Source organism: Paenibacillus sp. GbtcB18 (assembly GCF_019091125.1).
In the GTDB taxonomy this organism is placed as follows: Bacteria; Bacillota; Bacilli; order Paenibacillales; family NBRC-103111; genus Paenibacillus_F; species Paenibacillus_F chitinolyticus.
Genome location: NZ_JAGXJX010000001.1, coordinates 257,259 through 281,370 on the forward strand (window position 1 = coordinate 257,259; position 24,112 = coordinate 281,370).

The following is a 24,112-nucleotide window of genomic DNA, read 5'->3' on the forward strand; positions in this document are numbered from 1 at the left end:
CAGAGGAGTGAGTGGCGCTATGCTGCATCCTTTTAAAGGCTTATTTCCCGCTATCGCGTCTTCGGTCTACATCGCCCCGGGCGTACAGATTATCGGAGATGTTTCTGTCGGTGAAGATTCCACCATCTGGTTCAATGCCGTCCTGAGAGGAGATTTGGCTCCGATCCGGATCGGGAACCGGTGCAATATTCAAGACGGATGCATCGGTCATGTTAACACGGACCAGCCGCTGATCGTAGAAGACGACGTTTCCGTCGGTCATGGTGCCCTTATACACGGCTGCCGTATAGGCAGGGGCACATTAATCGGAATGGGGGCGATCGTACTAAACGGCGCCGAGATCGGTGAATATGCTTTAGTAGGGGCAGGTTCTCTCGTTACTGAAGGTACGATTCTTCCGGCTTATACGCTGTCGCTGGGAACTCCGGCAAAAGTTGTGCGGGAATTAACACCTCAGGATCTCGAACGGATGAAACGCACCACGGATAACTATGTAGGCAAGGGAAGAGAGTACCGGATGGAACCAGGGAAGTAATACAATCCTATCGCTGCTCTGCATTGTGCGGACGATACCTGGAGGTAGATCCCTATGGGAAGAATGAATGTTTCAAATGAAGCGCTGCTGGGTCTGATCGCTGAATTGGTAATGGACGACGCCATGCGGAAGTATAAAGAAAATCATCTCTATCAACAGATTGACAGCGCTCTAGCCGAGGGTGATGAAGCTACATTTCTAGCGCTTACCGCCGAACTCAAATCCATCCAATCCCCCAGTTAGGCTGCCCGTGTTGTCACAAAACTTGTTAAAAACAGGACTGCCGCAACCGGGCATGTCCCGCCATTACCCTCTCTTTCTTGCGGACCATCCAGGCGGATGCGTTCTGGCGGAAGGAGGGGGTTTTTTGATTTTCACGGGATAAAAAGGTACCCGCCGTTTGTCCCGATATGGTAAAGTAGCTCTATTGACCGGAAGGGGAGAGAATGATGAAGTTTAGCGAAATTACGGAAAAAGACTGGACGGATCTGCAGCCGTATTTGGACACCTGTCTGCTTCCCGTTACGGGGCTAGGCGGCGGGGAGACGCCCTGGGAAGCGGGAGACGCCCTGGAAAGCCTCAGGGACGTATTGGACGTGCTTGAGATACCTTATAAAGGAAGAGTCGTCACGTACCCGGCCCTCCACTACTGTACCTCGGAAGATAGGGATCGTGAATACGTGGAAAGGACCTGCGGGCAGTTAAGAAAGGCCGGTTTCGCTTATGTCGTCGTGGTGACCGCGCATCCGGAGATCGGGGCTTGGCAGCTGCAGAATGCGGATCTGATCGTGTACGTTTCCCCCGAGGCGGTTCGGAATCCCGGACAGGAAGCGAAGAAAGCGATAGGGGAACGGATCGAGCAGCTCTGGTTTTCAAAAAAATCTGAAGAGATTCGTTAGAATTCGAAAATTTGGTAAAGATAAAAAGGATGGCGTGTTTCCCGGGGGAAATTGTGACAATTTTGTTAAATTCGCAACACAACCCGAGAAGGCACTCCCAAGACCTTGCGGCTACATCCTTGACGCCCCAAAGGTCGTAGGATATTATTAGTAATGTCCTAGTCTATGAAGTGTAAGATAATGTCGAACGACACGTGATATAGGTTCGATTTGTCATGCGACAAATTGAATGGCTTAGGGGGGTAGCACGCGAAATGAGTGAACGCAACAATTCGAATGAGCACCATGGCAAGAAGCCAGTAGTACGGCGTCAAATGTCCCGCCGCCAGTTTCTTTCGTACACGCTCGGCGGTACCACCGCTTTCATGGCGGCCGGTATGGTAGCTCCAATGCTGAGATTCGCGGTGGATCCGGTGCTTCAGCCGAAGAAGGCTTCGGATTGGGTCAAAGTAGTTGAAGAAGCCAAAATTACGAATGAGCCCACATCATTCACGTTCCAGGTTCATCAGGTGGACGGCTGGTACGAGAGCGATGTGGAACTGACCGCATGGATCACCAAGGGTCAAGACGGCAAAATCTTCGCCTTGAACCCGACATGTAAGCACTTGGGTTGTACGGTTAACTGGAACAACAATCCCGAGTACAAAAACCAGTATTTTTGCCCATGCCACGGCGCGCATTACACCGCTGACGGCAAAAACCTTGCGGTAGCTCCAGCTCCGCTGGACGAATACGACGTAAAAATCGATAAAGGATTCGTCTATCTGGGACAGCTGCACGCTAACACAAGGGCGAAATAAGGAGGGCGTAACGATCAGATGTTTAAAAATATGTACAACTGGATCGACGAACGTCTAGATATCACGCCGATCTGGAGGGACGTAGCCGATCACGAGGTTCCCGAACACGTCAATCCGGCTCACCATTTTTCCGCTTTCGTTTATTGTTTCGGCGGTCTGACGTTCTTTGTCACTGTAATTCAAATCTTGTCCGGTATGTTCTTGACGATGTATTATACACCGGACATTATCAACGCTTATGCAAGCGTTGACTATTTGCAGCACCAGGTAGCATTCGGCGTTATCGTGCGCGGTATGCACCACTGGGGAGCATCCCTTGTTATCGTTATGATGCTGTTACATACGCTCCGCGTTTTCTTCACGGGTTCGTATAAAGCGCCTCGTGAAATGAACTGGGTCGTCGGCATGCTGATCTTCTTTGTTATGCTTGGTCTTGGTTTCACCGGTTACCTGCTTCCTTGGGATAACAAAGCCTACTATGCTACTCAAGTAGGGATCAAGATCGCGGCATCGATCCCATTCTTGGGCCAATATGTTCAAACGTTCCTGCAGGGTGGAGATATTGTAGGTGCGCAGACGCTGACGAGATTCTTCGCACTTCACGTGTTCTTCCTACCTGCAGCTCTCCTCGCATTACTGGCCGGACACTTCTTGATGATTCGCAGGCAGGGGATTTCCGGACCGCTATAAAATGAAAGGAGGGTACTTAAGTGGCTCACGGACAAAAAGATGGCGAGAAAGTCGTCTATGTAGGCGATTCTCGTGTTAAGAAAACAGTAAAAAACACCGTACCTCCGGATTATTCGTCTTATCCCGGAAAATCCGAAGCGTTCATTCCGAACTTTCTATTGAAAGAATGGATGGTTGCCGTTGTATTTCTGGTCGGTGTATTGTGTCTGGTTATTTCAGAACCGGCGCCGCTCGGCTACCCGGCTGATCCTAAGAACACATCCTTTATTCCGATTCCGGACTGGTACTTCCTGTTTATGTACCAACTGCTGAAATATCCGTATACATCGGATCAGTACGTTGTTTTCGGTACGTTGATCGTACCCGGACTGATGTTCGGCGGACTTCTTCTGGCACCGTTCCTGGATACGGGGAAAGAGCGCCGGTTCTACAGACGCCCGATCGCTTCTTCTCTGGCGCTTCTGACGTTAATCGCTTCCGCATACTTGACGTATACCTCCTGGCACCATTACCAGTTGGAATTGAAAGCGACTAACACGATTCCGGAGCACATCAAGCGTGAAGAAGAAATGAAAGAGAAGAAAGCAGCCGGAGGCGCCGCTTCCGGCGGTGGCGGACAGCAGCAGAAAGCGGCAGGCATCGTGGCGGCAGACGATCCGGCAATGGAGATTTATAAGAAAGCGACTTGCGTATCTTGTCATGTCGCCGACCTGAAAGGGATGCCGAACAACGGAATCCCGCCACTTCGCGGTGTGGGTGATAAGCATGATAAGGAACAGATCATGAACATCATCAAGAACGGCCAGGGGGCTATGCAGCCTCAGTATAAAGACAATATCGCCAAAGGGTTAACCGATGCCGATTTGGACAAACTGGCTGACTGGCTTGCTAAACAAAAGAAAGCCCAATAAGCATGTCTAAGAACCTGACCGTACGCAGACGGTCAGGTTTTTTTGTAAAACGAAAAATGTACGCAAGAGATCCGTTAGCCGGATTTTCGAGGGGAGCAGAACGATGAGAAATAACGCCACCCTGCATCAGGCGCTTACTCTCTTGAGAAGCCGGCCTATGCTATGGCTGCTGTTTTGGATTAATGCTTTGGGGACCGTATACGGCTACTACTGGTATAAATATCAGTTAATGGATACGTATGATTTCGAGCCTGCCTGGTACCTGCCCTTTGTTCCGGATAGCCCTACGGCAAGCCTGTTTTTTACGCTAACCCTGCTGTATTTGTTAAGAGATGAGCGGACGGCCGGAGTCGGTTTGGGGAAAAGGTCACTGCTGCGGGGATTTATTGAAGCGTTCGGGCTGGTGACTTCCTTTAAATACGGTATCTGGGCCGTAGCCATGATCTGGTCCGGCTATGCGCTGGGAGACCCGGTCGCCTGGCAGGATTGGATGCTTACTCTTTCTCATTTGGGTATGGCGATTGAGGTGCTTTTATTCGCATCGGTGATGACTTACTCGGTTGCCGCCGTGCTGCTGGTGGCTGTCTGGGCGTTTGCGAACGATTGGATGGACTACACGAAGGGGATCTTTCCCAGACTTTCTGAGGTTCTCATGCCGCATCTGGATACGATCCAGTGGTTTACCATCGGATTAAGCGCAGCGGGCATTCTTGCGGCTCTTGCTTATCTGCCTTATCAAAAACACCGGCTCCGCAAGGTCTAAATGTGGACATCCCTCCATATGATGTGGTAGGAGGGATGTCCACATGTTGTTTAGTTCTTGCAGGCGGATTATCGGATTGCTCGGAGCATGGGCAATCTTCGCTTCGGCGGCGGTTGGTTGTGCGCCGGCCCCGAGAGAAGCAGTTCCCGCGGCATCGATGACTCCGGTTCAAATGAAGACGGCTGAATCCTTGAATGAAGCCGCTGAGCAGCTGTACAAGCTGTCGGAACAGGGGAAAACGACGGAAGCCAGAATCGAACTCGAACGGCTCGGAGAACTTGCGACTAAGCTGACGTATGACGGTTCGATTACGATAGAAGGTTTGCATGCACTGACGGAAACGATTACGGGGGCGAAGAAAACCTATGCCTCTGTTTCCTTTTCCCTGGATGAAGGGCGCTTTGCCGCCGCCAAAATTAGACTGGCCGCCGACGCGCTCACTCACCGGGGGCAGCCCATGTGGCTGCAGTACTACAAGTTGATCAAAGATGACTTGAGACGGATCGAGACGAATGTAGCGGCCCGGAAAAAGCTTGAGGCTCTGCTGGACTATAACAAGCTGTACCGGCATATGTCGACCATTCGACCGGCGCTGTTGATCAGCCGTGCTCCTGCGGAAGTGGAGAAGCTGGATTCCTTGCTCGTGTTTATGAGAAAGGGATTGGCCGCTCCAACACTCGACAAAACCAATTTGCTTCAAGCTTCGGGAGAGTTCGGCAAGACAATCGATGGGATATTCGGCCGCTCCGACCGTGAAGCTTTCCTGCCGCTGCCCGACACGCAGGAGCCCGTATTCTGGTCGCTTGGCGTCGGCGCGTTCATTATCGGCGTCCTGATGTTTGCCGGCTGGCGGATGTTCCGGTTAAAGCCCGGCTACGATACCGTCCGGAATAAAAACAGAGAAGGCTTCTAGTCAACCTTGAAGCCTTCTCCCAATACTTCGTGCACTTCATTGATAATAATGAATGCGGTGGGGTCAATGGATTTGACCAGTTCCTTGAGCCTTCGCATTTCCTGCCGATACACCACGCAGTAGACCACTTCTTTCTCTTGACGGGAGAAAGCCCCTTTGGCCGGAAAAAGAGTAACGCCCCGGTCCAATTCCTTTTGAATCGCCTGAGACACGTTTTCCGCTTCATTGGTAATAATCGTAAAGGCTTTGGCGGAATGCGAGCCTTCCGTGATGTAATCAATCATCTTGGAGCCGATAAACACGCTGACCAGTGAGTAGAGTACTTTTTCCTTCGGTATGTAGAGTAAAGATGTGCCGATAACGATGAGGTCGATCAGCAGAATAACCTGCCCGACACTCCAGCCTTTCCACTTGTTTCCCAGTTGGGCAAGAATATCCGATCCCCCGGTCGTACCTCCGAAACGGAATACGATTCCGAGTCCCAAACCTATCGTAAATCCCGCATATAAGGCGGCAAGCAAATAATCCTGCTTGGTGGCAAAAGGGATGATCCATCCTTTTCCGATCATGATTTCCATCACCCATAAGAAAAACGAAGACGAAAGAGAGCCGAAGATCGTGTAGACCATAGCTTTAGAGCCGAAATGCCTCCACCCCAAGTAAAAGAGCGGCACATTCAGAACGAGCGTCGTCGCGGAAGGCGGAAGCAGAAAAATATAGTGCAGAAGCAGCGATATGCCTGTGAGCCCGCCTTCCATCAGCTCATTGGGAATAACAAAATAATGGACTCCGAACGAAAAAATGGCGGTTCCGAACGCGATCGGCAAGAACTGCTTCAAATACGGCATTATCTTATCTTTTAATGCCATTGCCATTGTTTTCTCCTCCTTCCCTGACTTGCCACTAATCACCAATCCTATTGTAATGAAATTCGGGTCCGTTGTCATCCGGGCGCCGGAGGCGACTTGATTGTTTCTGCCGGATTATATGGAAAAACAGGCCGGGTTCCTTCCTTGGCCTGTTTTTTTGCATGGGAAGAGAGGACGCTAATAAAATTCCTTTTTGCGGTATTTACCGATAAATCCGGCTAAACCGAGCACACCGATGAATCCCAGCCAGTCCCAGGTCGGATCGTCTCTCCTCGCGGAATCGGATACTTTGGAATCGAACGGTATCAGGTTGACGTTGTATTTTTTTGACGGAGGATAGTCTCCCGGCTTGGGAACGGGGTTTACTTGAGGCTGGGGCAGACTTGTGCCTACGCCGCCGTTTGAATACTGCGACGGATCATACGTTCCGGTGGAGCCGCTAATGCCTGATTTAATCGGCTGAGTTCCGTAAGATGAGGGCTTTTGATCCGGGTAACCGAGCGTTCCGGGTTCTCCTTTTATGCCGCGGTCAGCGGATTGTGCGATGCAGGTACCGCAAACGGTCAAAAACATCATAATGCAGAGTGAAAAACTGTATACCCGTTTCATCTGATTCCCGCCTTCCTGGTTGGCTTCGTTTGCTGCTTGTCTTTGGTTTTCCCTCCCCCCTAAATGTCATACAAGGAAAGTGTTGTCCGCAAATCGAAAATTGCAATAAAAACGAGTCTATAATAAGATGTTGATAAGATTGAAGTTAGGCTGGAAGGAAAGAGAGGCCGTATTATGCCGGAACGTTCAATGAAAGATCTACAGCAGGAAGTGGATACATACATATCGCAATTCAAAGAGGGATATTTCAGTCCTCTTGCCATGCTGGCCAGAATGTCCGAGGAAGTCGGGGAATTGGCCAGGGAAGTCAATCATCAGTTCGGAGAGAAACCCAAAAAGGCTTCCGAAGAAGAAAACTCGATAGAGCTGGAACTCGGCGACATCTTATTTATTACCATCTGCTTCGCCAATTCTCTTGGCATTGATTTAACGGAAGCGCACGATAAAGTGATGAAGAAATTCAACACGCGTGATGCGGACAGGTGGACGAAAATACACACCGATTCCGACTAACCCTCATATGCTGTACCATCCCCGGCTCTGTTGCGGGCGGAAGGAGGATGGACAGATGGATGGGGAACAGGAAATTCAGAAGGCTTACGAGGCTATTCTGAACAATGATTTCGAAGATGCCATTTCATGGTTCGAAAAGGCGGTATTGTCGGAGCCAGACAACGCTTCCTACCATTATAAGCTATCGATTACGTTTGCCAGGAGCGGAAAACTCGGAAAAGCGATCGATCATGCGGTTGCCGCTTATGGGTTGGAACCTGAAAGCGAAGCTTATCAGTATCATCTGACTACGCTGAAAGCCAAATCTCTGATTGCGGAAGCGGACAAGTGTCTGGATCAAAGCCGGGAAAGAGAACAGCTTCAAACCGCGATTGCTTTGTTGAAGCAGGCGGCTGCTTTGGATCCGCTGAGTGCTGAAGCCTGCTTGAAGCTTGCCGCCGCGTACGCGGGGGTAGACGACTATGATCTGGCCGTACACGCGGCCAAAGAGGCCATTCGCCTCGAACCGCTGAATAAGGCAGCAGCAGGACTGCTGGAGGAGTACCGCAGGAAACTGCGCCAGTATTTGAAACCTTAAACACTGCACAAGATAAGAAAGGCGGTATATGTGATGACTCAGGAAGTAATTAAAGTAGCGGTTGCCGGAGCAAGCGGACGAATGGGCCGTGAAGTGGTAAAAATGGTACTCGGAGATTCCTCCTTGAAGCTGGTGGCTGCCGTTGACCGGTCCTCCGGTCCGGTAGACGCCGCATCTTTGGCGGGTCTTCCGGATTGCGGCGTTAAAATGTCCAACGATCTGGAGCTGGCTTTAGTTGAAAGCAAAGCGGACGTTCTGGTAGATTTTACCGGGCCTCAGAGCGCTGTCGCCAATACGGCGCTGGCTATTCGTCATGGTGTCAGACCGGTAATCGGAACGACGGGTTTTACAACCGAAGATATCGAAGAGTTGGACAAACAATGCAAGGATAAAAAAATCGGCGGACTGATCGCCCCCAATTTCTCCATCGGCGCTATTCTGATGATGAAATTCGCTTCACAGGCGGCCAAATATTTCCCTCACCTGGAAATCATCGAATATCACGGGGACCAGAAGCTTGATGCACCATCGGGTACTTCCGTGAAAACAGCGGAACTTATCTCCCAGAACCGGGAAGAGTTCCGGCAAGGAAACCCCAAAGAAGAGGAGCAGCTTGAAGGAGCGCGCGGAGCTTATTATAACGGCTTCCGTATCCACAGCGTCCGGCTTCCGGGTGTTTTTGCCCAGCAAGAAGTTATTATGGGGGCGTACGGCGAGTCGCTCAAAATCCGGCATGATTCCTATGAGCGCGCGGCTTATATGCCAGGCGTGAATACGGCTGTGCATAAAGTGATGACCTATGAAGGCATGATCTACGGGTTCGAACATTTTATCGACTGATTGTTCCTTCATTCCTTCCAGCGGATTTCCTAATGACTCCTGTTCATTTTTCATACTTCTCTACGAACCATACATATCAGCAGGCCCCCTGAAGGCAGGGAAGGGAGAGTTTACAAGTGAGCTTAAATATTGCCTTAATCGCCCACGACCGCAAAAAAGACGAGATGGTCAATTTCGTAACCGCCTATGAGAAGGTGTTCGACGGGAACAATCTTTTCGCAACCGGAACCACGGGCCAAAGAATTATGGAAAATACAAGTCTGACGATCCACCGGTTTATGTCAGGCCCCCTTGGCGGAGATCAGCAGATCGGTGCGATGGTAGCTAAAAACGAGATGGACCTGATTATTTTCCTGCGGGATCCTTTGATGGCTCAGCCTCACGAACCTGATATCATCGCCCTGCTCCGTTTATCCGACGTTATGGGGATCCCAGTCGCAACGAATATCGCGACCGCGGAGCTTCTTGTTCGCGCTTTGGACAGGGGGGATTTCGCCTGGCGGGAGCTTGTCCACAAGTATAAGCCGGGTGAAGCATAATGGAGACGGTGGATATCCTCGTATTCGGAGCGCATGCGGATGATGCGGAGATCGGAATGGCCGGTACGATTCTGAAGCACACAAGAGCGGGGTATACGGTTGGCTTGTGCGATCTGACCCGGTCGGAAATGTCATCGAACGGAACGCCCGAAAACCGGCTGGAGGAAGCGAACAAAGCGGCGGAAGCGATGGGAATCGTGCTCCGCTCCAATCTCGGACTTCCCGATCGGGGCTTATCGGCCGGCTCCAAGGATCAAATTGACGCGATTACAGAGGAAATCCGGCTGAGAAAGCCGAAAATCGTCTTTGCCCCGTATTGGGAAGACCGCCATCCCGATCATATCGCATGCTCTTATCTGGTGCAGGAAGCGGTTTTCAATGCGAAACTCAGACGGTATTTGCCTGAAACGAAAGCTTTTCAAGTCGAGAGCCTATTCTTTTATTTTATTAACGATACTATTGATCCGGACATCGTAGTGGATGTTTCGGACGCCTATCCCGGCAAGAAAGAAGTGCTGCAGGCTTACCGTTCCCAATTCACGCCTCCGCAGGTCGGGGAAGACATCGTGCTGACCCCCCTGAACCGAAATTACGTGGAACGCGTGGAAGCAAGAGACGCGCTGCTCGGACAGAAACGGATGATGGCTTATGCGGAAGGATTTATGTCCAAGCTGCCGGTTGAACTTCAATACTTTCTACCCAAGAAAGGAACCTGAGCATGAACGATAAGCTCAAAATCGGAATCACGTGCTACCCTACCCTGGGAGGTTCCGGAGTGGTTGCGACGGAGCTCGGCAAGCTGCTCGCCGAAAAGGGCCACGAGGTCCACTTTATAACGCACAGCATGCCTTTCAGGCTGGGTAAATTTCACCGGAATATTTATTATCATGAGGTTGAGGTCAGCGATTATTACGTATTCCGCTACCCTCCTTACGATTTGTCCCTCGCAAGCAAGCTTGCGCAGGTCGCGCAGATGCAGAAGCTGGATCTGCTGCATGTGCATTATGCGATCCCCCACGCCGTTTGCGCGCTGCTGGCCAAGCAGATGGTGGGACCGGATTTAAAGGTCGTTACGACCCTTCACGGGACGGATATTACGGTGCTTGCCCAAGATCAGTCCATCAGCGACCTGATCCGGTACGCCATTAACGAAAGCGATGCGGTTACGGCCGTTTCCAACGATCTGATCGCGGAAACGAGAGAAACGCTCGATATTTCCCGTGACATTGATCTGACCTACAACTTCGTGGACAAACGGGTGTATTACCCGCGGGACGTGAAGTCGCTTCGCAAAGAATTCGCCCGGGACGACGAGAAAATTTTGCTGCACATTTCGAATTTCCGGCCGGTCAAAAGGGTCACGGACGTGGTCGATATTTTCAAGCGCGTCAGTGAAAAAATCCCGAGTCGTCTTCTATTTGTAGGAGAAGGTCCGGAGCTGTCCAAAGTGATTTCGTACGTGAAAGAACTGGGCCTTAGCGACCGGGTCAACTTTTGCGGCAAACAGGATGATGTCGCGCAGCTTATCTCTCTGGGGGACGTTATGCTGCTCCCTTCGGAAAAAGAAAGCTTCGGACTTGTCGCCCTGGAAGCGATGGCATGCGGAGTGCCGACTGTCGGTTCGATAGCGGGCGGAATTCCCGAGCTGGTGACGCACGGCGAGACCGGCTTTCTTGCGGAAATCGGCGACACGGAGAAGATGGCGGACTACGCGGTGGAACTGCTCAGCGATCCGCAGCAGTACGAAAAAATGTCGGCGGCATGTCTGAACCGTGCTCGCACGACTTTCTGCAATGACTGGATTACGATGCAGTACGAGGAAATCTACTACCGGGTTCTGGGAAGGGAACTGCCTCCGTCGCACCGGGTGGATAAACAAGCTTGCGCGGAAAGGTAAGCGCGTTCCGGTAACGGAAGGAAGAGTACATACGATGGAAGAGAACAACCGGACCATGATCGAAGAAGGGCGCCGTGTGCTTGAGAGACTGCAGTCCCGCCAGCATGAAGCTTATTTTGTCGGCGGGTTTGTCAGGGATTTCGTTCTGGAAAGGCCCGTCAAGGACGTGGACATCGCGACTTCGGCCAAACCCGAACAGGTGATGGAAGCCTTCTCCAAGACGGTGCCTACGGGACTTCAGCACGGTACGGTAACCGTTCTGACGGGGGCGTACAGTTTTGAAGTCACTACCTTCCGGAAGGAAACGGAATACGAGGGGTTCCGCAGACCTGCGGAAGTCGAATATATTACGGATTTGGAAGAAGATTTAAAAAGACGCGACTTTACCATGAACGCGATGGCCATGGATGCCGAAGGGAACCTGATCGATCCGTTCGGCGGCCGCAGCGATATGGATAGAGGCGTTCTGCGATGCGTGGGCGAGGCGGCCGAACGTTTCGGGGAGGATGCCTTGCGGATGCTGCGGTGCATCCGTTTCGCAGCCGAATACGGCCTCGACATCGAAGAGGCCACGTGGCAGGCTCTGCTGCGGCAGGCCCCTCTACTGCGGCACATCGCGATGGAGCGCGTACGCGCGGAACTCCAGCGCATGGTAGGCGGCGCGGACCCGGCCCGCGCCGCGGGGCTGCTCCTTGCGAGCGGTCTTTGGCGGCACGCCAAGACGCCGCTCGCGCTGCCCTTCGCCGCATGGGGACATCCCCATGCACAGGCGGTTATCGCCCATCTGTCCTCTATCCCTGCGGAAGAGGACAGATGGGCGGTTCTGCTGCTGCTGATCGGTTCGCAGCAGCTTGAAGCCGTCAGAGCGGAGCTGCGCGCGCTGACGTTCCCCGGCGAGGACATCGCGCGTCTGACGCGCATCCTCGCCGTGCATGCGCATCTTCAGCGCGGTGACGCTGAAGATGCGGCGTTGAGGCCGCGGCCGGAGGCGCAGGCGTCCGCGGAAGAGCGTGCAGCCGCACGGTTCAAGCTTGCCGTGCTTGCTCACGGCAAGGAGGCTGCGCGGGGCTGGCTGCGCGCGGCCGGTCTGCTGCGCACCGCGTGGCGGCAGCGGCAGGCCGGCGCGGGAGCAGCTTCACCCGCGGGCACCGGGCGTCCCGGACAAGATGGGACGCTGCCCGGGAATTCGGCGCAGTCCGGCTTGGCAGTGACTCAAGGTGAGTCAGACTGCCTGGAAGCATCCCGCGCGGGAGCCGAGCTCCCGGAGCAAGACGCTTCGCCGTCCGTGAAGCACGGGCAGCCTAGTCAGGCGGTGCCGCGCCTTGCATCCGCCCGGTGCGAAGCTTCCGGAGACCTCCCCACGGACGCAGAAATGCATATGGCTGCCGGTGAAGCGTGTCTGGAAGAGCTTTTTCGCTTCATGACGGAGGAAGCTGACGTTTACCTGGAAAACGGTGAACCCTGGATACGCATGATGCCGGTCTATAGTGTCAAAGATCTCGCCGTCGGCGGAAGCGACCTGATGGCGCAAAGCGGAAAGAAAGCGGGACCCTGGATAGGCGAAACGCTGAATAGGCTTTTGGAGCGGGTTGCCTTAGGGCAGCTGGAAAACACCCTAGAAATTTTAATGACGGAAGCTTCCCGTCCTACAGAAATGCGAGATGAATGACTCATGACGGTACGCGAGCGAATTGTAGACTTGTTCCGGAGCAATCCGGGCGTATATTTGTCCGGCGAGCAAATCAGCCGGGAGCTGGGCTGCAGCCGGACAGCCGTCTGGAAGCATATCGAAAGCCTCCGGCAGGACGGGTTTCAGTTCGAAGCCGTCACACGTAAAGGCTACCGTCTGACAGAAGAGCCTGACAAGCTCCGGAAAGCTCACATAGAAGAGGCCTTGCAGACACGCTTCATGGGCCGGCACATCGAAATCCGCGAAGCGGTAGAATCCACTATGAACGAAGCGCACAAGCTCGTCGCGGAAGGGGCCGAGGAAGGGACGCTGATCTTTGCCGAAGAGCAGACCTCCGGACGCGGCCGGATGGGCAGGCACTGGCATTCGCCGAAAGGGAAGGGCATCTGGATGAGCCTGATCTTGAAGCCGCGTGTGCCGGTTTACTTCGTTCCCCAGCTTACGCTGCTTACCGCGGTAGCTCTTTGCCGGGCAATCCGTAAGGAATGCGGCATCGATATCGGCATCAAATGGCCCAATGATCTTCTCGTGAAGGGCCGCAAGGTAAGCGGGATTCTGCTTGAAATGAGCGGGGAAGACGAGCGGCTGAAGTACGTCATAATCGGCGTCGGCATCACGGCCAATCTGACCGAAGCCGACTTCCCGGAAGACCTGAAACCGGTCGCCACTTCACTTGCCCTGGAATCGGGAGCGCCGGTTCGGCGGGAGGCGATGATTGCGGCTTTTCTGAATGAGCTGGAGCAGCTGTACGACCTGTATCTGGAAAACGGATTCGCTCCGATCCGGATCATGTGGGAAGCGATGAGCGTCTCGCTGAATTGTCCCATCCGGGTCAAAACGAGCCAGGAAACGGTGGAAGGGCGGGCGGATTCACTTGATGACAGCGGAGCGCTGACCGTGATCGCGGACGACGGCCGCAAGATTAAAATTTACAGCGGCGATGTCGAATTACGCTAAACCGTCTGTTCAAAAGACCGGGTTTTTGATATACTGTCACCGTAAGGCGGTATCTTCGGAACTGCACTTATACGGTTAACGCTTTAGACAATTGCATAAAGTACGTTTGTGTGTTTTCTGATTCTGCTCTGAGCCTGAAGGACCGAGACAGAAGGATCATACGATTCACGATTCTTTGACTATGCGCCCTTTCAGTCTGTTTGCTGAAGGGGTTTTTTGATGCTTAGAACCCGGTCGAGGCTTGGACGGAAGCACGGTTTTATTTTTTCCACATTAAAAAAGAAAGCGTGGGATTGACATGGCGCAAGAGCGCAAACCGATGACGACTGTCAAGCTGCAAAAAATGAAAGCGAGCAAGGAACCGATTTCGATGGTGACGGCCTACGATTACCTGACGGCCAAACTGGCTGACGAAGCGGGAGTAGACATGATTCTGGTAGGAGATTCCTTGGGAAATGTCATTCAGGGACATGAATCCACTCTGCCGGTCACGCTGGATGAAATGATTTATCATGCCAAAACGGTGACACGTGCCGTGAAATCGGCTTTTGTCGTGACGGATATGCCGTTTATGACGTACCACGGAAGCCTGGATACGACGCTTCAGAACGCGGGAAGGATTATGCGCGAGGGTCTGTCCAAAGGCGTGAAGATGGAAGGCGGCGCGGAAATCGCCCATGCGGTTAAAGCATTGACCCAGGCGGGTGTTCCTGTCGTCGGCCATCTCGGATTGACGCCCCAGTCGGTTCACGTGCTGGGGGGTTACCGCGTGCAGGGCAAAAATTCCGAACAGGCCCGCAAACTGATGGAAGACGCCAAAGCACTGGAAGAAGCAGGCGCAATCGCGATCGTACTGGAATTGGTAACGGAAGAACTGGCGGAATGGATCACAAGCAAGCTGTCCATCCCGACGATCGGGATCGGTGCGGGAGCTTCCTGTGACGGCCAGGTTCTCGTTTTTCACGATATGTTAGGCTACGAGCCGGACGCGCCGGCCAAAAAATTCGTTAAAGCTTACGCGCAGGTCGGCCTGGCCATCCGCGAAGGGATCGGGCAGTATGTGGCCGAAGTGAAGGGCCGCAAATTCCCGGCCGAGCAGCACGGCTTTAAAGGAGACAACGAAGTTCTCCAGTATTTGTACGGAACGGCCGTTAAATAAACGGTTATCCTAGCTTTAGTCCCGAAGGAGAGAGAGACGTTGGAAGTTATTCAAAGCGTAGCCTTGCTGCGCAGCACGTTGCAGCAGAAAAAATCCGGGATCGGGGCGTCCCTTAAAGCCCCGGTTGGTTTCGTGCCCACGATGGGCTATCTTCACGAAGGGCATTTGAGTCTGATCAAAGCGGCCCGCGAAGTGAGTGAAATCGTCGTGCTCAGCATTTTCGTCAACCCGCTTCAGTTCGGTCCTACCGAAGATCTGGACCGTTATCCGCGGGATACCGAGCGTGACCTGAAGCTGGCGGAAGAAGCCGGCGTGGACATCGTTTTTCTACCCCAGGTTGAAGAAATGTATCCGGGACCGGTCAAAACGACCGTTTCGGTATCGGGCATCACTTCGGTGCTCTGCGGCGCTTCACGACCCGTGCATTTCGACGGGGTGACTACGGTCGTTGCCAAGCTGCTCAATATCGTTCAGCCCGATAAAGCTTTCTTTGGGCTTAAGGACGCGCAGCAGGTTGCCGTCGTTTCTCAGATGGTGCAGGACCTGAACATGAACGTGGACATTGTCGCCTGCCCCATTTTGCGCGAAGAAGACGGCCTGGCCATGAGCTCCCGGAACGTATTCCTGAGCAAGGACGAACGCGAACAGGCACTGGTTCTGAGCCGCTCATTGAAAGCTGCGGAAGCCTGGGTGCGGGAGCACGCTTCATTCCGGGCCGAAGACCTCCGCGGCGCCGTAAAAGCCGTCATCGAAGAAGCTCCTCTCGCCGATATCGATTACGTGGAGGTTTTGACGTACCCGCAGCTGGAGCAGCTGGAAGCGGTGGAACCCGGCGTACCCGTGCGGCTCATCGTCGCACTGGCGGTCAAATTCGGCGCCACGCGGCTTATCGACAACACTATTTTAACCCTGGGGAAGTGATCGCATGTTCAGAACTATGATGAAGGCCAAAATTCACCGTGCGACGGTGACCGAGGCGAATCTTAATTATATCGGAAGCATTACGATCGACGAGGATCTGCTGAATCAGGTCGATATGCTGCCCAACGAGAAGGTTCAGATCGTTAACAACAACAATGGGGCCCGCCTGGAAACGTACATTATACCGGGTCCGCGCGGAACGGGAGTTATCTGCCTTAACGGTGCCGCGGCGCGGCTCGTGCAGACAGGCGACACCGTTATCATCATTTCTTACGCGATGATGACGGAAGAAGAGGCGCGGCGCCACAAGCCGACCGTTGCCATCATGGGAGAAAACAATAAAGTCGCCCAACTGCTAAAAGAGGAAATGCATGCAACCGTACTGTAACGTCTGGCACCCTTAAAGAACTTGTATGAAAAGCCCTTCGGCAACGCAGAATGAGTGTACGACAGCAAAGCCGAAGGGTGGGGGATGCACAGTGTTCAAACATTTGTTCGCCACGATGAATGAAGTGTTGGATGAAATTTTGCTTCAGTTGCCGAATGCAAAAGGTGCGTTAAAAGCGGAACTTGAAGAAGAGCTTGGGGCCCTGAAGGCCATTAGTGACGATTGTATCGAGCACTGGCTCCTCTTTGAGGAGAAGCTTGGAAAAACCCTGTCCGTCGGAAACGCGTCCGTCACGTCCTCATTAGCCTCAGCCGCCGATTCGAATCAGCTGCAGAACTTGCCGCAGCCTGCCGAAGAGGCTCAGCCACATTCGGCCGAAGGAAAGGATGCGGTGGAGTTTATCCGCGGACAGGGGTTTTATATGCTGCTTATGTATGAGCAGGCAACCCGGGAATTCGAGGCTCTGCTCACGCGCGAACCGGACTTTTTACTTGCGAGGGCTTATCTCGCCATGGGATATCTGCGCCAGGGAGATAACGAGGAAGCCGCCCGACACTTTACCCTTCTTCTGGCACTCACCGAAAATAAACAGATGAAAGCCATCTCTTATAATGCGATGGGCTGCATTCAATTTCAGAACCGGAACCTGGAACAGGCGCTTGAGTATTTCAAAAAAGCCTACCATGCCGATCCGGACTGCTTGGAGCTTTTTTCCGCATCGAACGAATAAAAAGAAATAAGAACGAATGATCTCCTTATTTGCGGAATTGACAAACTAACTTCCCCTCTGGACCTCTAAATGTGGTATGCTTAGGATAGAAGCTGGAGAAAGGAAGAAGGCTTGAACTTATGAAATTTGCGGTTTTGGATTTTGAAACGACTGGAACGGGCCCGGCTGACGATATTATTCAAGTCGGTCTCGTTATTATAGATGATATGGAAGTAACCGACAGGTATACTTCCCTGGTAAATCCGGGGATCAGTATACCTTCTTCGATTACGGAGCTTACGGGCATTACCGACGAGATGGTGGAGCATGCCCCTAAGGTCGACGATATTATGGCGGAGATGTATCCGCTGCTTTTTGACTGTGTTCTCGTGGCCCATCATGCTTCGTTCGATCTCGGTTTTTTACAGCGGGCCCTGCGCAAAACGGGTTACCCCGATTTTACCGGGCGTGTGTTGGATACGATAGACATGCTGAGAATTGTGTTTCCTTCTCTTCCGACTTACCAGCTCGGCATGGTGGCTTCGGCCTTCGGCATCGAACACGAGCGGCCCCATCAGGCCGACAGCGATGCGGACGTTACGGCGGAAATCTGGACGATGAGTCTGGACAGGCTTCTGTCCCTGCCCCTATTGACGGTCCAGCGGCTGGCTCAAATCATGCCGGCCGAGACGAGCGATCTCGGCTGGTTTATGTCTGAAATCGCCCGTTTCAAGGAACAGCAGACTCCCTTGGACCAGTCGATTCACCAGTATTACCGCCAATTCGCGCTGAATGTGCAGGACTGGGGGGACGAAGATCCGGTACGCGACGAGAACGATGTGCTGGAATTGAGCAACTCTTTTGAAGACGTTTACGATCAGGTCAAAGAAGCTTTGAAAGCGAAGTTCGAGCATTTCGAAAGCCGCGAAGCCCAGGAAATCATGATTCATGAAATCGAGGAAGCCTTTCAGAACGACCGGCACCTCATGATCGAAGCCGGCACAGGCACGGGCAAATCGCTCGGATATTTGATCCCGTCTCTCTATTACGGGATTAAGAATGACGAGAAGGTGGTCGTCAGCACGCATACGATCAACCTGCAAGAGCAGCTGCGTGAACGGGATATTCCGCTACTTCACGACATTTTCCCGGTAAATTTCAAAGCGTCGGTTCTCAAAGGCCGCAGCCACTACTTGTGCCTCCGCAAGTTCGAGAACCGCATCTCCATGCAGGAGTTCGATACGGGCAAGGAGGATGCCATTACGGCCGCCCAGATGGTCGTCTGGCTGAGCCAGACGCAGACCGGCGACGAGGAGGAACTGCATTTCGGGAACAAGGGGGCCGCTTTCTGGCATACCGTATCCAGCGATGCGGAGTCGTGTCAGAACCGGCACTGTCCGTGGTTCAAAAAATGCTTTTATCACCGTGCGCGCCATGACGCCAACAATTCGGACGTCGTCATTACGAACCACTCGCTGCTGTTTACCGATATGAAGGCCGAGAACCGGGTGCTGCCGGCTTATAAGCATCTCGTTCTGGACGAGGCCCATCATTTCGAAGAAGTGGCTAGCAAGCATCTGGGCAAGGAGCTTCACTACCTGGGGCTCACGAATCAGCTTCTCTGGCTGTTTAAGGACAGCCGGAACGGACAGCTGCCGGCGCTTCGCACGAAGCTTCAGCGGTATGACGACGATTACCGGGCGGCTACCTGGATGAACGGAATCGACAACCTTTTCCCGAAAACTTTGCTCATCAAGGAAGCTTGGGACTTACTCTGTGAAAAGTTTTACGAGCTGCTCCAGACGAATTCCGAGCCGGGCCAAATCGACCCCGGTTCCCTGGTGGTGCGTCTGAAAAAAGAATCGCTTCCTTCGAACTGGAGCGATTTCACGGATCTCGAGGAGATTTTGGAACAGCACATCCAAGAAGTGTATAAATCCGTGGATTCGCTCGTGCAGGATTTGAAAGAAGTGCAGGAAGAATACGACGTCCAGAGCTTCGTAACCGATCTCGGCGGCGTGGCGAAGGAACTGCAGGCAGCGAAGGAGACGCTCCGCTTCTTTATGAAGATGGCGGACGATAACTTCGTTTACTGGGTAGAAGCGGGGACGTACAACAAAAGCCGTTCGATCAACCTGATCTCCGTGCCGATGGACGTAAGTCCGCTTATCCGCGAACATTTCTTTGACAACAAAGAGAGCGTTATTCTCACATCGGCCACCCTCTCGGTCAATAAATCGTTCCAGTATTCGGCGGATCAGCTGGGGCTGAAACTGCCGGCCGAAGCAGAGGAGAATCCGAAGCTGAAAACCGTCCAGCTCCCGTCTCCGTTCCAGTACCGGCAGCAGGCTCTTGTCTGCATACCGCGGGACTTCCCGATGATCCGGGGCCGCAGCGGCGAAGAGGAGTTCCTCAAAGCGCTGACGGAGTCGCTTACGGATGTGGCCGTGGCTACGCGGGGGAGGATGCTCGTGCTGTTCACTTCGAACCGGATGCTGAAGCTTGCCCACGCGGTTCTGAAGGAGAATCTCCGCCCGCACGGCATCCATGTGCTCGGCCAAGGGGTGGACACCGGCAACCGCAGCAAGCTGACTCGGCTCTTCCAAGAGCATAAAGCGTGCGTGCTGCTCGGCACGAGTTCATTCTGGGAAGGGGTGGACATTCCCGGAGAAGCCTTGACTTGTCTGGCCATCGTACGGCTGCCTTTCCAGCCGCCGAACCATCCGCTGGTTGAAGCGAAGAGCGAAAACCTGAAAAAACGGAATCAGAACCCGTTCATGAAGCTGTCGGTGCCTCAGGCCGTCATCCGATTCAAGCAGGGCTTCGGCCGACTTGTACGCAGGGCTTCGGACAAAGGGATTGTGCTGATTTACGATACGCGTGTCATTGAGACGCAGTACGGGAAGCACTTTCTTTACTCCCTGCCGGGACCGAAGATTGAGCATATGCCTGTAGAGCGCATCGTACCGAGAATTCAGGAATGGATGGGAGAGAATTCGCTTGAAGTCACTTAAAATATCCGAGGCGGTCGTCAAACGGCTGCCGATCTATCTGCGTTTTCTTAATGAACTATCAAAGAAAAACGTATTAACGGTTTCGTCCCAGGATCTGGGGCAGAAACTGAATCTGAACCCGGCCCAAATCCGCAAAGATTTGGCTTACTTCGGTGAATTCGGTAAGAAGGGGATCGGTTACGATGTGACCTATCTTATCGAGAAGATCCGGCAGATTCTGAAGCTTGACCGCCAAATACCGGTTGCCCTCGTGGGAGCCGGTAACCTGGGGCGGGCGCTGTGCAACTATAACATCTACTTGCGCGATCAGATGAAAATAACGGCGATTTTCGATTCGTCGCCGGACAAGATCGGCCAGGTCATCAATAACATGAGCGTTCTGCCCATGGAGCATCTGGCCGATGTTATCCGGGATTCCAGCATTCGAATCGGCATCATAACCGTTCCGGCGCCGGAAGCGCAGAATGTCGCCAACCAATTCGTAAAGGCGGGGATCGAAGCGATTCTGAACTTCGCTCCGTCTATTCTGAAAGTACCCGAGGAAATCCGCGTGCATCATGCGGACTTTACGGCAGAGCTCCAGAGCCTGGCCTATTACCTTCCGGAATGAGCAAGTGAGGGTTTTGGTCTTGAAAACCAGAAAAACCGCTATATGGGCCGTTTGGGCCGTATGGCGGTTTTTTAATGGAACTCGCTATTTGATTTACATGTTATACGAAGAACTTAAACAACACGGTGTACAGCACGTAAGACAGAATGATGCTGATCGGAATCGTAATGATCCAGGTAACGATCATGCGCGTTACGGTACCCCATTTCACCTCATGAAACCGGAGTACGGAACCCGAACCGATGATCGCGGAGGAAATCACGTGAGTCGTCGAAAGCGGCATCCCCATGTGCGTGGAGGTCTGAATCACGATGGAGGAAGTCAAATCCGAAGCGAATCCGTTGATCGGCTCGATTTTGATCAAGTTTTTGGAGATCGTCTTGATGATCTTCCAACCTCCGATCGAGGTACCGAGACCCATTGCGGTCGCAGCGGCGATTTTCACCCACAACGGCACATCCATGGTTGTCTGGGCTCCGGCAGCGACGAGTCCGAATACGATAATGCCCATCGCTTTCTGAGCGTCGTTCCCCCCGTGGGAGAAGGACAGCAGCCAGGCGGACAGGATCTGGAAGAACTTGAAAACACGGTTCAGCTTCGAACGGGATTTGTTGCCCGTCAGGATGACCAGGTATTTGATGATCGTCATGATGATATAGCCGGCCACAAATGCGACAATCGGCGAAAGTACCAGAATCAGCACGATCTTGCCGAGACCGCCCCATTTGACGTAGTCGGCTCCCGCCCCGGCCAGCACGGCTCCGACAATGGATCCGATGAGGGTATGGGAAGAAGAGGATGGAATGGCAAAATACCAGGTAACCAGGTTCCAGATGATGGCGGAAAGCAAGGCCGCGATGACGATAAATTCGCCGTGGTTGATCTTGGACGGGTCCGCGATTCCGCTGCCGATCGTCTTGGCCACTTCCGAAGAATACAAGGCACCGACGAAGTTCAAACATGCGGCGGATATAATGGCCACTTTCGGGCTCATCGCACGCGTAGAGATCGAAGTCGCTACCGCGTTGGCCGTATCGTGGAAACCGTTGATGAAGTCAAAGGCAAGAGCGAGAAAAACGATCGCAATCAAGGTAATAAGAACTGTTGTCGTCATGAAATCCTCCTAAACTGCTGGGCTTACGAGTAGCGCAGCACGACGCTTTCCAAGATGTTGGCAACGTCTTCACATGCATCGGTGGTCTGTTCGAGACGTTCATAAAGTTCTTTAAGCTTGAAATCTTCGTAAGGATCGCGTTTGGTGATAAAAATTTCACGGATGCCTTCGCGCATCAGGCGGTCGGCTTCGTTTTCAAGCGCATTGATTTCAACCGTATGTTGCGGGATCTGCATGTACTTCTTTTTGGAAAGAAGTTTGAAGGCATCGAGCATATGTTGGCAGCTGGACACGATCACGGCGGAGAATTCCTGCATAACCTTGTCTGTCTGGCTGATGTTGAGATAGTCAAAACGTGCTGCTGTCGCTTCAATGCCGTCCAGTACGTCGTCGAGCTTGGAAGCCAGCTCCATAATATCTTCACGGTCAAGCGGAGTGATAAAGACTTTGTTCAGCTCTTTAAAGATTTCGTGGGTGATCTGATCGCCTTTGCTCTCAATGTCTTTGATCATCTGGAAAAAGTTTTCCGGAATTTTATCTCCCATCATCGCGTTTCTGAACATCTGGGATGCATGGAGTGTGTTTTCTGCCGCCCGTATGAGCAGGTTTAAAAAATCGACGTCTCCTCTTTTACTGCTAAAAAGCGATGCCATTACGGTTCCTCCTAGTGATTCGATTGTAAAGATTCCGTGAAGTTAAGTTTAATGTATGTAGAATTTTGTAGCTTAAACTCACAAACTTAAAAATATCATAACATTTCCCCAGAAAGCAATCACTGGTTGAGCGTTTTTTCAATTGTTTGCTTCGCTTGATTTTAAACAAGTGACGTTGTACATTGAAAAGATAAGAATAACTGCCGATTTCGGCGGATTTATACGGAATGAGGGCTAACGGATGAAAAAAACGATTATCATAAACGGCTTGTTCGTAACCGGGGACGCCGCCGCTCCCGTAATCGAAGGCTGTATGGTTATGGAAGGGAATCAGCTTACATATATAGGAAAGGATGCGCCGCAACCGCTGGAAACTTATGACGAAGTCATTCGCGGGGACCGCAAGCTCTACATGCCGGGCCTCGTTAATACGCACGGCCATGCGGCGATGACTTTGCTGAGAGGCTACGGAGACGATCTCGCCCTCCAGGTATGGCTGGAGGAGAAGATGTGGCCGATGGAAGGCAAGTTCACGGCGCAGGATGTGCGCTACGGAACGCTTCTGGCCATTCTGGAAATGATCAAAGGCGGCACGACGACATTTGTCGACATGTACGACCATATGAACGAAGTGGCCCAGGCCGTATCAGACTCCGGTATGCGTGCGCGCCTGACCCGCGGTGTCATCGGACTGTGTCCGGCCGACGTTCAGGAAGCCAAGCTCCGTGAAGCGATCGCATTCGCGAAGGACTGGAACGGTGCCGCGAACGGACGCATTACGACGATGATGGCCCCGCACGCTCCTTACACGTGCCCGCCGGATTATATCGAACGGTTTGTCCAGGCCGCCCACGATTTGGACCTGCCTATTCATACCCATATGTCCGAGACGTTAAAAGAAGTGGAAGCCAACGTGGAGCAGTACGGCGCACGACCGGTCGAGCATCTGGAAAAGCTGGGCGTTTTCACGCGCCCGACTCTCGTTGCGCACGGCGTTCACCTGACGGATGAAGAGATCGCCGTTCTTGCCAAATACAACGTCGGGGTTTCGCACAATCCGGGGAGCAACTTGAAGCTTGCCAGCGGTGTTGCCCGCGTTCCCGAGCTGCTCAAAGCCGGCATAAACGTGTCCCTCGGCACAGACGGTGCCGCGAGCAACAATAACCTCGACATGTTCGAGGAAATGCGGCTTGCCGCCCTGATCCATAAAGGCGTATCCGGCGATCCGATCGCAGTGCCGGCCGCAGCCGCTTTAAGCATGGGCACATCGATGGGCGCGCGCTCCATCTGGCTTGACGATATCGGCACGCTCAAGCCGGGCATGAAGGCCGATTTTATCGCGCTGGATATCGACCAGCCTCATTTTCTGCCTCGTACGGATTATGTTTCCCATATCGTCTATTCGGCATCCGCCCATGATGTGGTAGATGTGTGCGTAGACGGCAGTTGGATCGTACGCGGCCGCGAATGCCTGACACTTGACGAAGAGAAGATTAAACGGGAATTCGAATCGTGCTTCGCCCGTTTGACGAGCAGCTAGTC

At 52.9% G+C, this 24,112-nt stretch carries 27 protein-coding genes; 23 read left to right on the forward strand and 4 right to left on the reverse strand.

Annotated features, from left to right (window positions below; genetic code table 11):
• Positions 1–19 precede the first annotated feature (19 nt).
• The 8 genes from KVT34_RS01315 to KVT34_RS01350 all read left to right on the forward strand — a co-directional run bounded on the left by KVT34_RS01315 (position 20) and on the right by KVT34_RS01350 (position 5,511).
• Positions 20–535 (forward strand): gamma carbonic anhydrase family protein, encoded by a 516-nt coding sequence (locus KVT34_RS01315; RefSeq protein ID WP_042228423.1) that lies wholly within the window; start codon positions 20–22, stop codon positions 533–535.
• A 54-nt stretch (positions 536–589) separates the two neighbouring features.
• On the forward strand, positions 590–778 hold the full coding sequence (locus KVT34_RS01320; protein ID WP_042228421.1) for an IDEAL domain-containing protein: 189 nt from the start codon (positions 590–592) through the stop codon (positions 776–778).
• A 203-nt stretch (positions 779–981) separates the two neighbouring features.
• A complete protein-coding gene (locus KVT34_RS01325; protein WP_254634497.1) occupies positions 982–1,434 on the forward strand; it encodes a DUF2487 family protein in 453 nt (150 codons plus the stop codon).
• Between the two features lie 254 nt (positions 1,435–1,688).
• Positions 1,689–2,234, forward strand: a complete 546-nt coding sequence (locus KVT34_RS01330; RefSeq protein WP_217556283.1) for a QcrA and Rieske domain-containing protein — start codon at positions 1,689–1,691, stop codon at positions 2,232–2,234.
• Positions 2,235–2,252: 18 nt separating this feature from the next.
• Positions 2,253–2,924, forward strand: coding sequence for a menaquinol-cytochrome c reductase cytochrome b subunit (qcrB, locus tag KVT34_RS01335; RefSeq protein ID WP_009675629.1), 672 nt, complete (start codon positions 2,253–2,255; stop codon positions 2,922–2,924).
• Positions 2,925–2,944: 20 nt separating this feature from the next.
• Positions 2,945–3,835, forward strand: coding sequence for a menaquinol-cytochrome c reductase cytochrome b/c subunit (locus tag KVT34_RS01340; RefSeq protein WP_217556284.1), 891 nt, complete (start codon positions 2,945–2,947; stop codon positions 3,833–3,835).
• Positions 3,836–3,938: 103 nt separating this feature from the next.
• Entirely contained in the window at positions 3,939–4,598 is a 660-nt protein-coding gene (locus KVT34_RS01345) for a DUF1405 domain-containing protein (protein ID WP_217556285.1), read from the forward strand.
• Between the two features lie 43 nt (positions 4,599–4,641).
• Positions 4,642–5,511: a sporulation protein YpjB gene (locus tag KVT34_RS01350; RefSeq protein ID WP_217556286.1), complete on the forward strand. Its 870-nt coding sequence runs from the start codon at positions 4,642–4,644 to the stop codon at positions 5,509–5,511.
• On the opposite strand, the gene KVT34_RS01355 is transcribed toward KVT34_RS01350, so the two are convergent.
• Positions 5,508–6,386, reverse strand: coding sequence for a YitT family protein (locus KVT34_RS01355; RefSeq protein ID WP_217556287.1), 879 nt, complete (start codon positions 6,384–6,386; stop codon positions 5,508–5,510). The genes KVT34_RS01350 and KVT34_RS01355 overlap by 4 nt on opposite strands.
• Before the next feature lie 171 nt (positions 6,387–6,557).
• On the reverse strand, positions 6,558–6,989 hold the full coding sequence (locus KVT34_RS01360; protein WP_217556288.1) for a WGxxGxxG-CTERM domain-containing protein: 432 nt from the start codon (positions 6,987–6,989) through the stop codon (positions 6,558–6,560).
• Positions 6,990–7,163: 174 nt separating this feature from the next.
• Between KVT34_RS01360 and KVT34_RS01365 the strand changes: the two genes are divergently transcribed.
• The 14 genes from KVT34_RS01365 to KVT34_RS01435 all read left to right on the forward strand — a co-directional run bounded on the left by KVT34_RS01365 (position 7,164) and on the right by KVT34_RS01435 (position 20,803).
• A complete protein-coding gene (locus KVT34_RS01365) occupies positions 7,164–7,502 on the forward strand; it encodes a nucleotide pyrophosphohydrolase (RefSeq protein ID WP_042228410.1) in 339 nt (112 codons plus the stop codon).
• 55 nt (positions 7,503–7,557) lie between these two features.
• Entirely contained in the window at positions 7,558–8,079 is a 522-nt protein-coding gene (locus tag KVT34_RS01370) for a tetratricopeptide repeat protein (protein WP_217556289.1), read from the forward strand.
• A gap of 33 nt (positions 8,080–8,112) precedes the next feature.
• On the forward strand, positions 8,113–8,919 hold the full coding sequence (gene dapB, locus KVT34_RS01375) for a 4-hydroxy-tetrahydrodipicolinate reductase (protein ID WP_217556290.1): 807 nt from the start codon (positions 8,113–8,115) through the stop codon (positions 8,917–8,919).
• A gap of 116 nt (positions 8,920–9,035) precedes the next feature.
• Positions 9,036–9,458 (forward strand): methylglyoxal synthase, encoded by a 423-nt coding sequence (locus tag KVT34_RS01380; RefSeq protein WP_217556291.1) that lies wholly within the window; start codon positions 9,036–9,038, stop codon positions 9,456–9,458.
• Positions 9,458–10,174, forward strand: a complete 717-nt coding sequence (gene bshB1, locus KVT34_RS01385) for a bacillithiol biosynthesis deacetylase BshB1 (protein WP_217556293.1) — start codon at positions 9,458–9,460, stop codon at positions 10,172–10,174. Before KVT34_RS01380 ends, bshB1 begins: the two co-directional genes overlap by 1 nt.
• 2 nt (positions 10,175–10,176) lie before the next feature.
• Positions 10,177–11,355: an N-acetyl-alpha-D-glucosaminyl L-malate synthase BshA gene (bshA, locus tag KVT34_RS01390; protein WP_217556294.1), complete on the forward strand. Its 1,179-nt coding sequence runs from the start codon at positions 10,177–10,179 to the stop codon at positions 11,353–11,355.
• Positions 11,356–11,389: 34 nt separating this feature from the next.
• Positions 11,390–13,024: a CCA tRNA nucleotidyltransferase gene (locus KVT34_RS01395; protein WP_254634498.1), complete on the forward strand. Its 1,635-nt coding sequence runs from the start codon at positions 11,390–11,392 to the stop codon at positions 13,022–13,024.
• Between the two features lie 3 nt (positions 13,025–13,027).
• On the forward strand, positions 13,028–14,002 hold the full coding sequence (locus KVT34_RS01405) for a biotin--[acetyl-CoA-carboxylase] ligase (protein WP_217556295.1): 975 nt from the start codon (positions 13,028–13,030) through the stop codon (positions 14,000–14,002).
• A 298-nt stretch (positions 14,003–14,300) separates the two neighbouring features.
• Positions 14,301–15,161, forward strand: a complete 861-nt coding sequence (gene panB, locus KVT34_RS01410) for a 3-methyl-2-oxobutanoate hydroxymethyltransferase (RefSeq protein ID WP_217556296.1) — start codon at positions 14,301–14,303, stop codon at positions 15,159–15,161.
• A 39-nt stretch (positions 15,162–15,200) separates the two neighbouring features.
• Positions 15,201–16,082, forward strand: a complete 882-nt coding sequence (gene panC / locus KVT34_RS01415) for a pantoate--beta-alanine ligase (protein WP_217556297.1) — start codon at positions 15,201–15,203, stop codon at positions 16,080–16,082.
• A gap of 4 nt (positions 16,083–16,086) precedes the next feature.
• On the forward strand, positions 16,087–16,470 hold the full coding sequence (gene panD, locus KVT34_RS01420) for an aspartate 1-decarboxylase (RefSeq protein WP_217556298.1): 384 nt from the start codon (positions 16,087–16,089) through the stop codon (positions 16,468–16,470).
• A 91-nt stretch (positions 16,471–16,561) separates the two neighbouring features.
• On the forward strand, positions 16,562–17,200 hold the full coding sequence (locus tag KVT34_RS01425) for a tetratricopeptide repeat protein (protein WP_217556299.1): 639 nt from the start codon (positions 16,562–16,564) through the stop codon (positions 17,198–17,200).
• Positions 17,201–17,292: 92 nt separating this feature from the next.
• A complete protein-coding gene (dinG, locus tag KVT34_RS01430) occupies positions 17,293–20,193 on the forward strand; it encodes an ATP-dependent DNA helicase DinG (RefSeq protein WP_302695062.1) in 2,901 nt (966 codons plus the stop codon).
• Positions 20,180–20,803, forward strand: a complete 624-nt coding sequence (locus tag KVT34_RS01435; RefSeq protein ID WP_009675483.1) for a redox-sensing transcriptional repressor Rex — start codon at positions 20,180–20,182, stop codon at positions 20,801–20,803. The genes dinG and KVT34_RS01435 overlap by 14 nt, the downstream gene beginning before the upstream one ends.
• A 100-nt stretch (positions 20,804–20,903) precedes the next feature.
• Here KVT34_RS01435 and KVT34_RS01440 read toward each other — a convergent pair whose 3' ends face one another.
• Both KVT34_RS01440 and KVT34_RS01445 read right to left on the reverse strand, forming a co-directional pair.
• A complete protein-coding gene (locus KVT34_RS01440; protein ID WP_217556302.1) occupies positions 20,904–21,917 on the reverse strand; it encodes an inorganic phosphate transporter in 1,014 nt (337 codons plus the stop codon).
• Between the two features lie 23 nt (positions 21,918–21,940).
• The gene (locus KVT34_RS01445; RefSeq protein ID WP_009675522.1) at positions 21,941–22,570 is read right to left on the reverse strand and encodes a DUF47 domain-containing protein; all 630 of its coding nucleotides are present in this window, start codon (positions 22,568–22,570) and stop codon (positions 21,941–21,943) included.
• Positions 22,571–22,811: 241 nt separating this feature from the next.
• Between KVT34_RS01445 and KVT34_RS01450 the strand changes: the two genes are divergently transcribed.
• Positions 22,812–24,110 carry an amidohydrolase gene (locus tag KVT34_RS01450; RefSeq protein ID WP_217556303.1) on the forward strand — a complete coding sequence of 433 codons (1,299 nt, stop codon included), beginning with the start codon at positions 22,812–22,814 and terminating at the stop codon, positions 24,108–24,110.
• Positions 24,111–24,112 lie beyond the last annotated feature (2 nt).

What these genes read in the sequence shown, in the direction of transcription:
- KVT34_RS01315 (WP_042228423.1), top strand. Translation starts at nt 20, where the DNA reads ATGCTGCATCCTTTTAAAGGCTTATTTCCCGCTATCGCGTCTTCGGTC.
- KVT34_RS01320 (WP_042228421.1), top strand. Translation starts at nt 590, where the DNA reads ATGGGAAGAATGAATGTTTCAAATGAAGCGCTGCTGGGTCTGATCGCT.
- KVT34_RS01325 (WP_254634497.1), top strand. Translation starts at nt 982, where the DNA reads ATGATGAAGTTTAGCGAAATTACGGAAAAAGACTGGACGGATCTGCAG.
- KVT34_RS01330 (WP_217556283.1), top strand. Translation starts at nt 1,689, where the DNA reads ATGAGTGAACGCAACAATTCGAATGAGCACCATGGCAAGAAGCCAGTA.
- qcrB (WP_009675629.1), top strand. Translation starts at nt 2,253, where the DNA reads ATGTTTAAAAATATGTACAACTGGATCGACGAACGTCTAGATATCACG.
- KVT34_RS01345 (WP_217556285.1), top strand. Translation starts at nt 3,939, where the DNA reads ATGAGAAATAACGCCACCCTGCATCAGGCGCTTACTCTCTTGAGAAGC.
- KVT34_RS01350 (WP_217556286.1), top strand. Translation starts at nt 4,642, where the DNA reads ATGTTGTTTAGTTCTTGCAGGCGGATTATCGGATTGCTCGGAGCATGG.
- KVT34_RS01355 (WP_217556287.1), bottom strand. Translation starts at nt 6,386, where the DNA reads ATGGCAATGGCATTAAAAGATAAGATAATGCCGTATTTGAAGCAGTTC.
- KVT34_RS01360 (WP_217556288.1), bottom strand. Translation starts at nt 6,989, where the DNA reads ATGAAACGGGTATACAGTTTTTCACTCTGCATTATGATGTTTTTGACC.
- KVT34_RS01365 (WP_042228410.1), top strand. Translation starts at nt 7,164, where the DNA reads ATGCCGGAACGTTCAATGAAAGATCTACAGCAGGAAGTGGATACATAC.
- KVT34_RS01370 (WP_217556289.1), top strand. Translation starts at nt 7,558, where the DNA reads ATGGATGGGGAACAGGAAATTCAGAAGGCTTACGAGGCTATTCTGAAC.
- dapB (WP_217556290.1), top strand. Translation starts at nt 8,113, where the DNA reads ATGACTCAGGAAGTAATTAAAGTAGCGGTTGCCGGAGCAAGCGGACGA.
- bshB1 (WP_217556293.1), top strand. Translation starts at nt 9,458, where the DNA reads ATGGAGACGGTGGATATCCTCGTATTCGGAGCGCATGCGGATGATGCG.
- bshA (WP_217556294.1), top strand. Translation starts at nt 10,177, where the DNA reads ATGAACGATAAGCTCAAAATCGGAATCACGTGCTACCCTACCCTGGGA.
- KVT34_RS01395 (WP_254634498.1), top strand. Translation starts at nt 11,390, where the DNA reads ATGGAAGAGAACAACCGGACCATGATCGAAGAAGGGCGCCGTGTGCTT.
- KVT34_RS01405 (WP_217556295.1), top strand. Translation starts at nt 13,028, where the DNA reads ATGACGGTACGCGAGCGAATTGTAGACTTGTTCCGGAGCAATCCGGGC.
- panB (WP_217556296.1), top strand. Translation starts at nt 14,301, where the DNA reads ATGGCGCAAGAGCGCAAACCGATGACGACTGTCAAGCTGCAAAAAATG.
- panD (WP_217556298.1), top strand. Translation starts at nt 16,087, where the DNA reads ATGTTCAGAACTATGATGAAGGCCAAAATTCACCGTGCGACGGTGACC.
- KVT34_RS01440 (WP_217556302.1), bottom strand. Translation starts at nt 21,917, where the DNA reads ATGACGACAACAGTTCTTATTACCTTGATTGCGATCGTTTTTCTCGCT.
- KVT34_RS01445 (WP_009675522.1), bottom strand. Translation starts at nt 22,570, where the DNA reads ATGGCATCGCTTTTTAGCAGTAAAAGAGGAGACGTCGATTTTTTAAAC.
- KVT34_RS01450 (WP_217556303.1), top strand. Translation starts at nt 22,812, where the DNA reads ATGAAAAAAACGATTATCATAAACGGCTTGTTCGTAACCGGGGACGCC.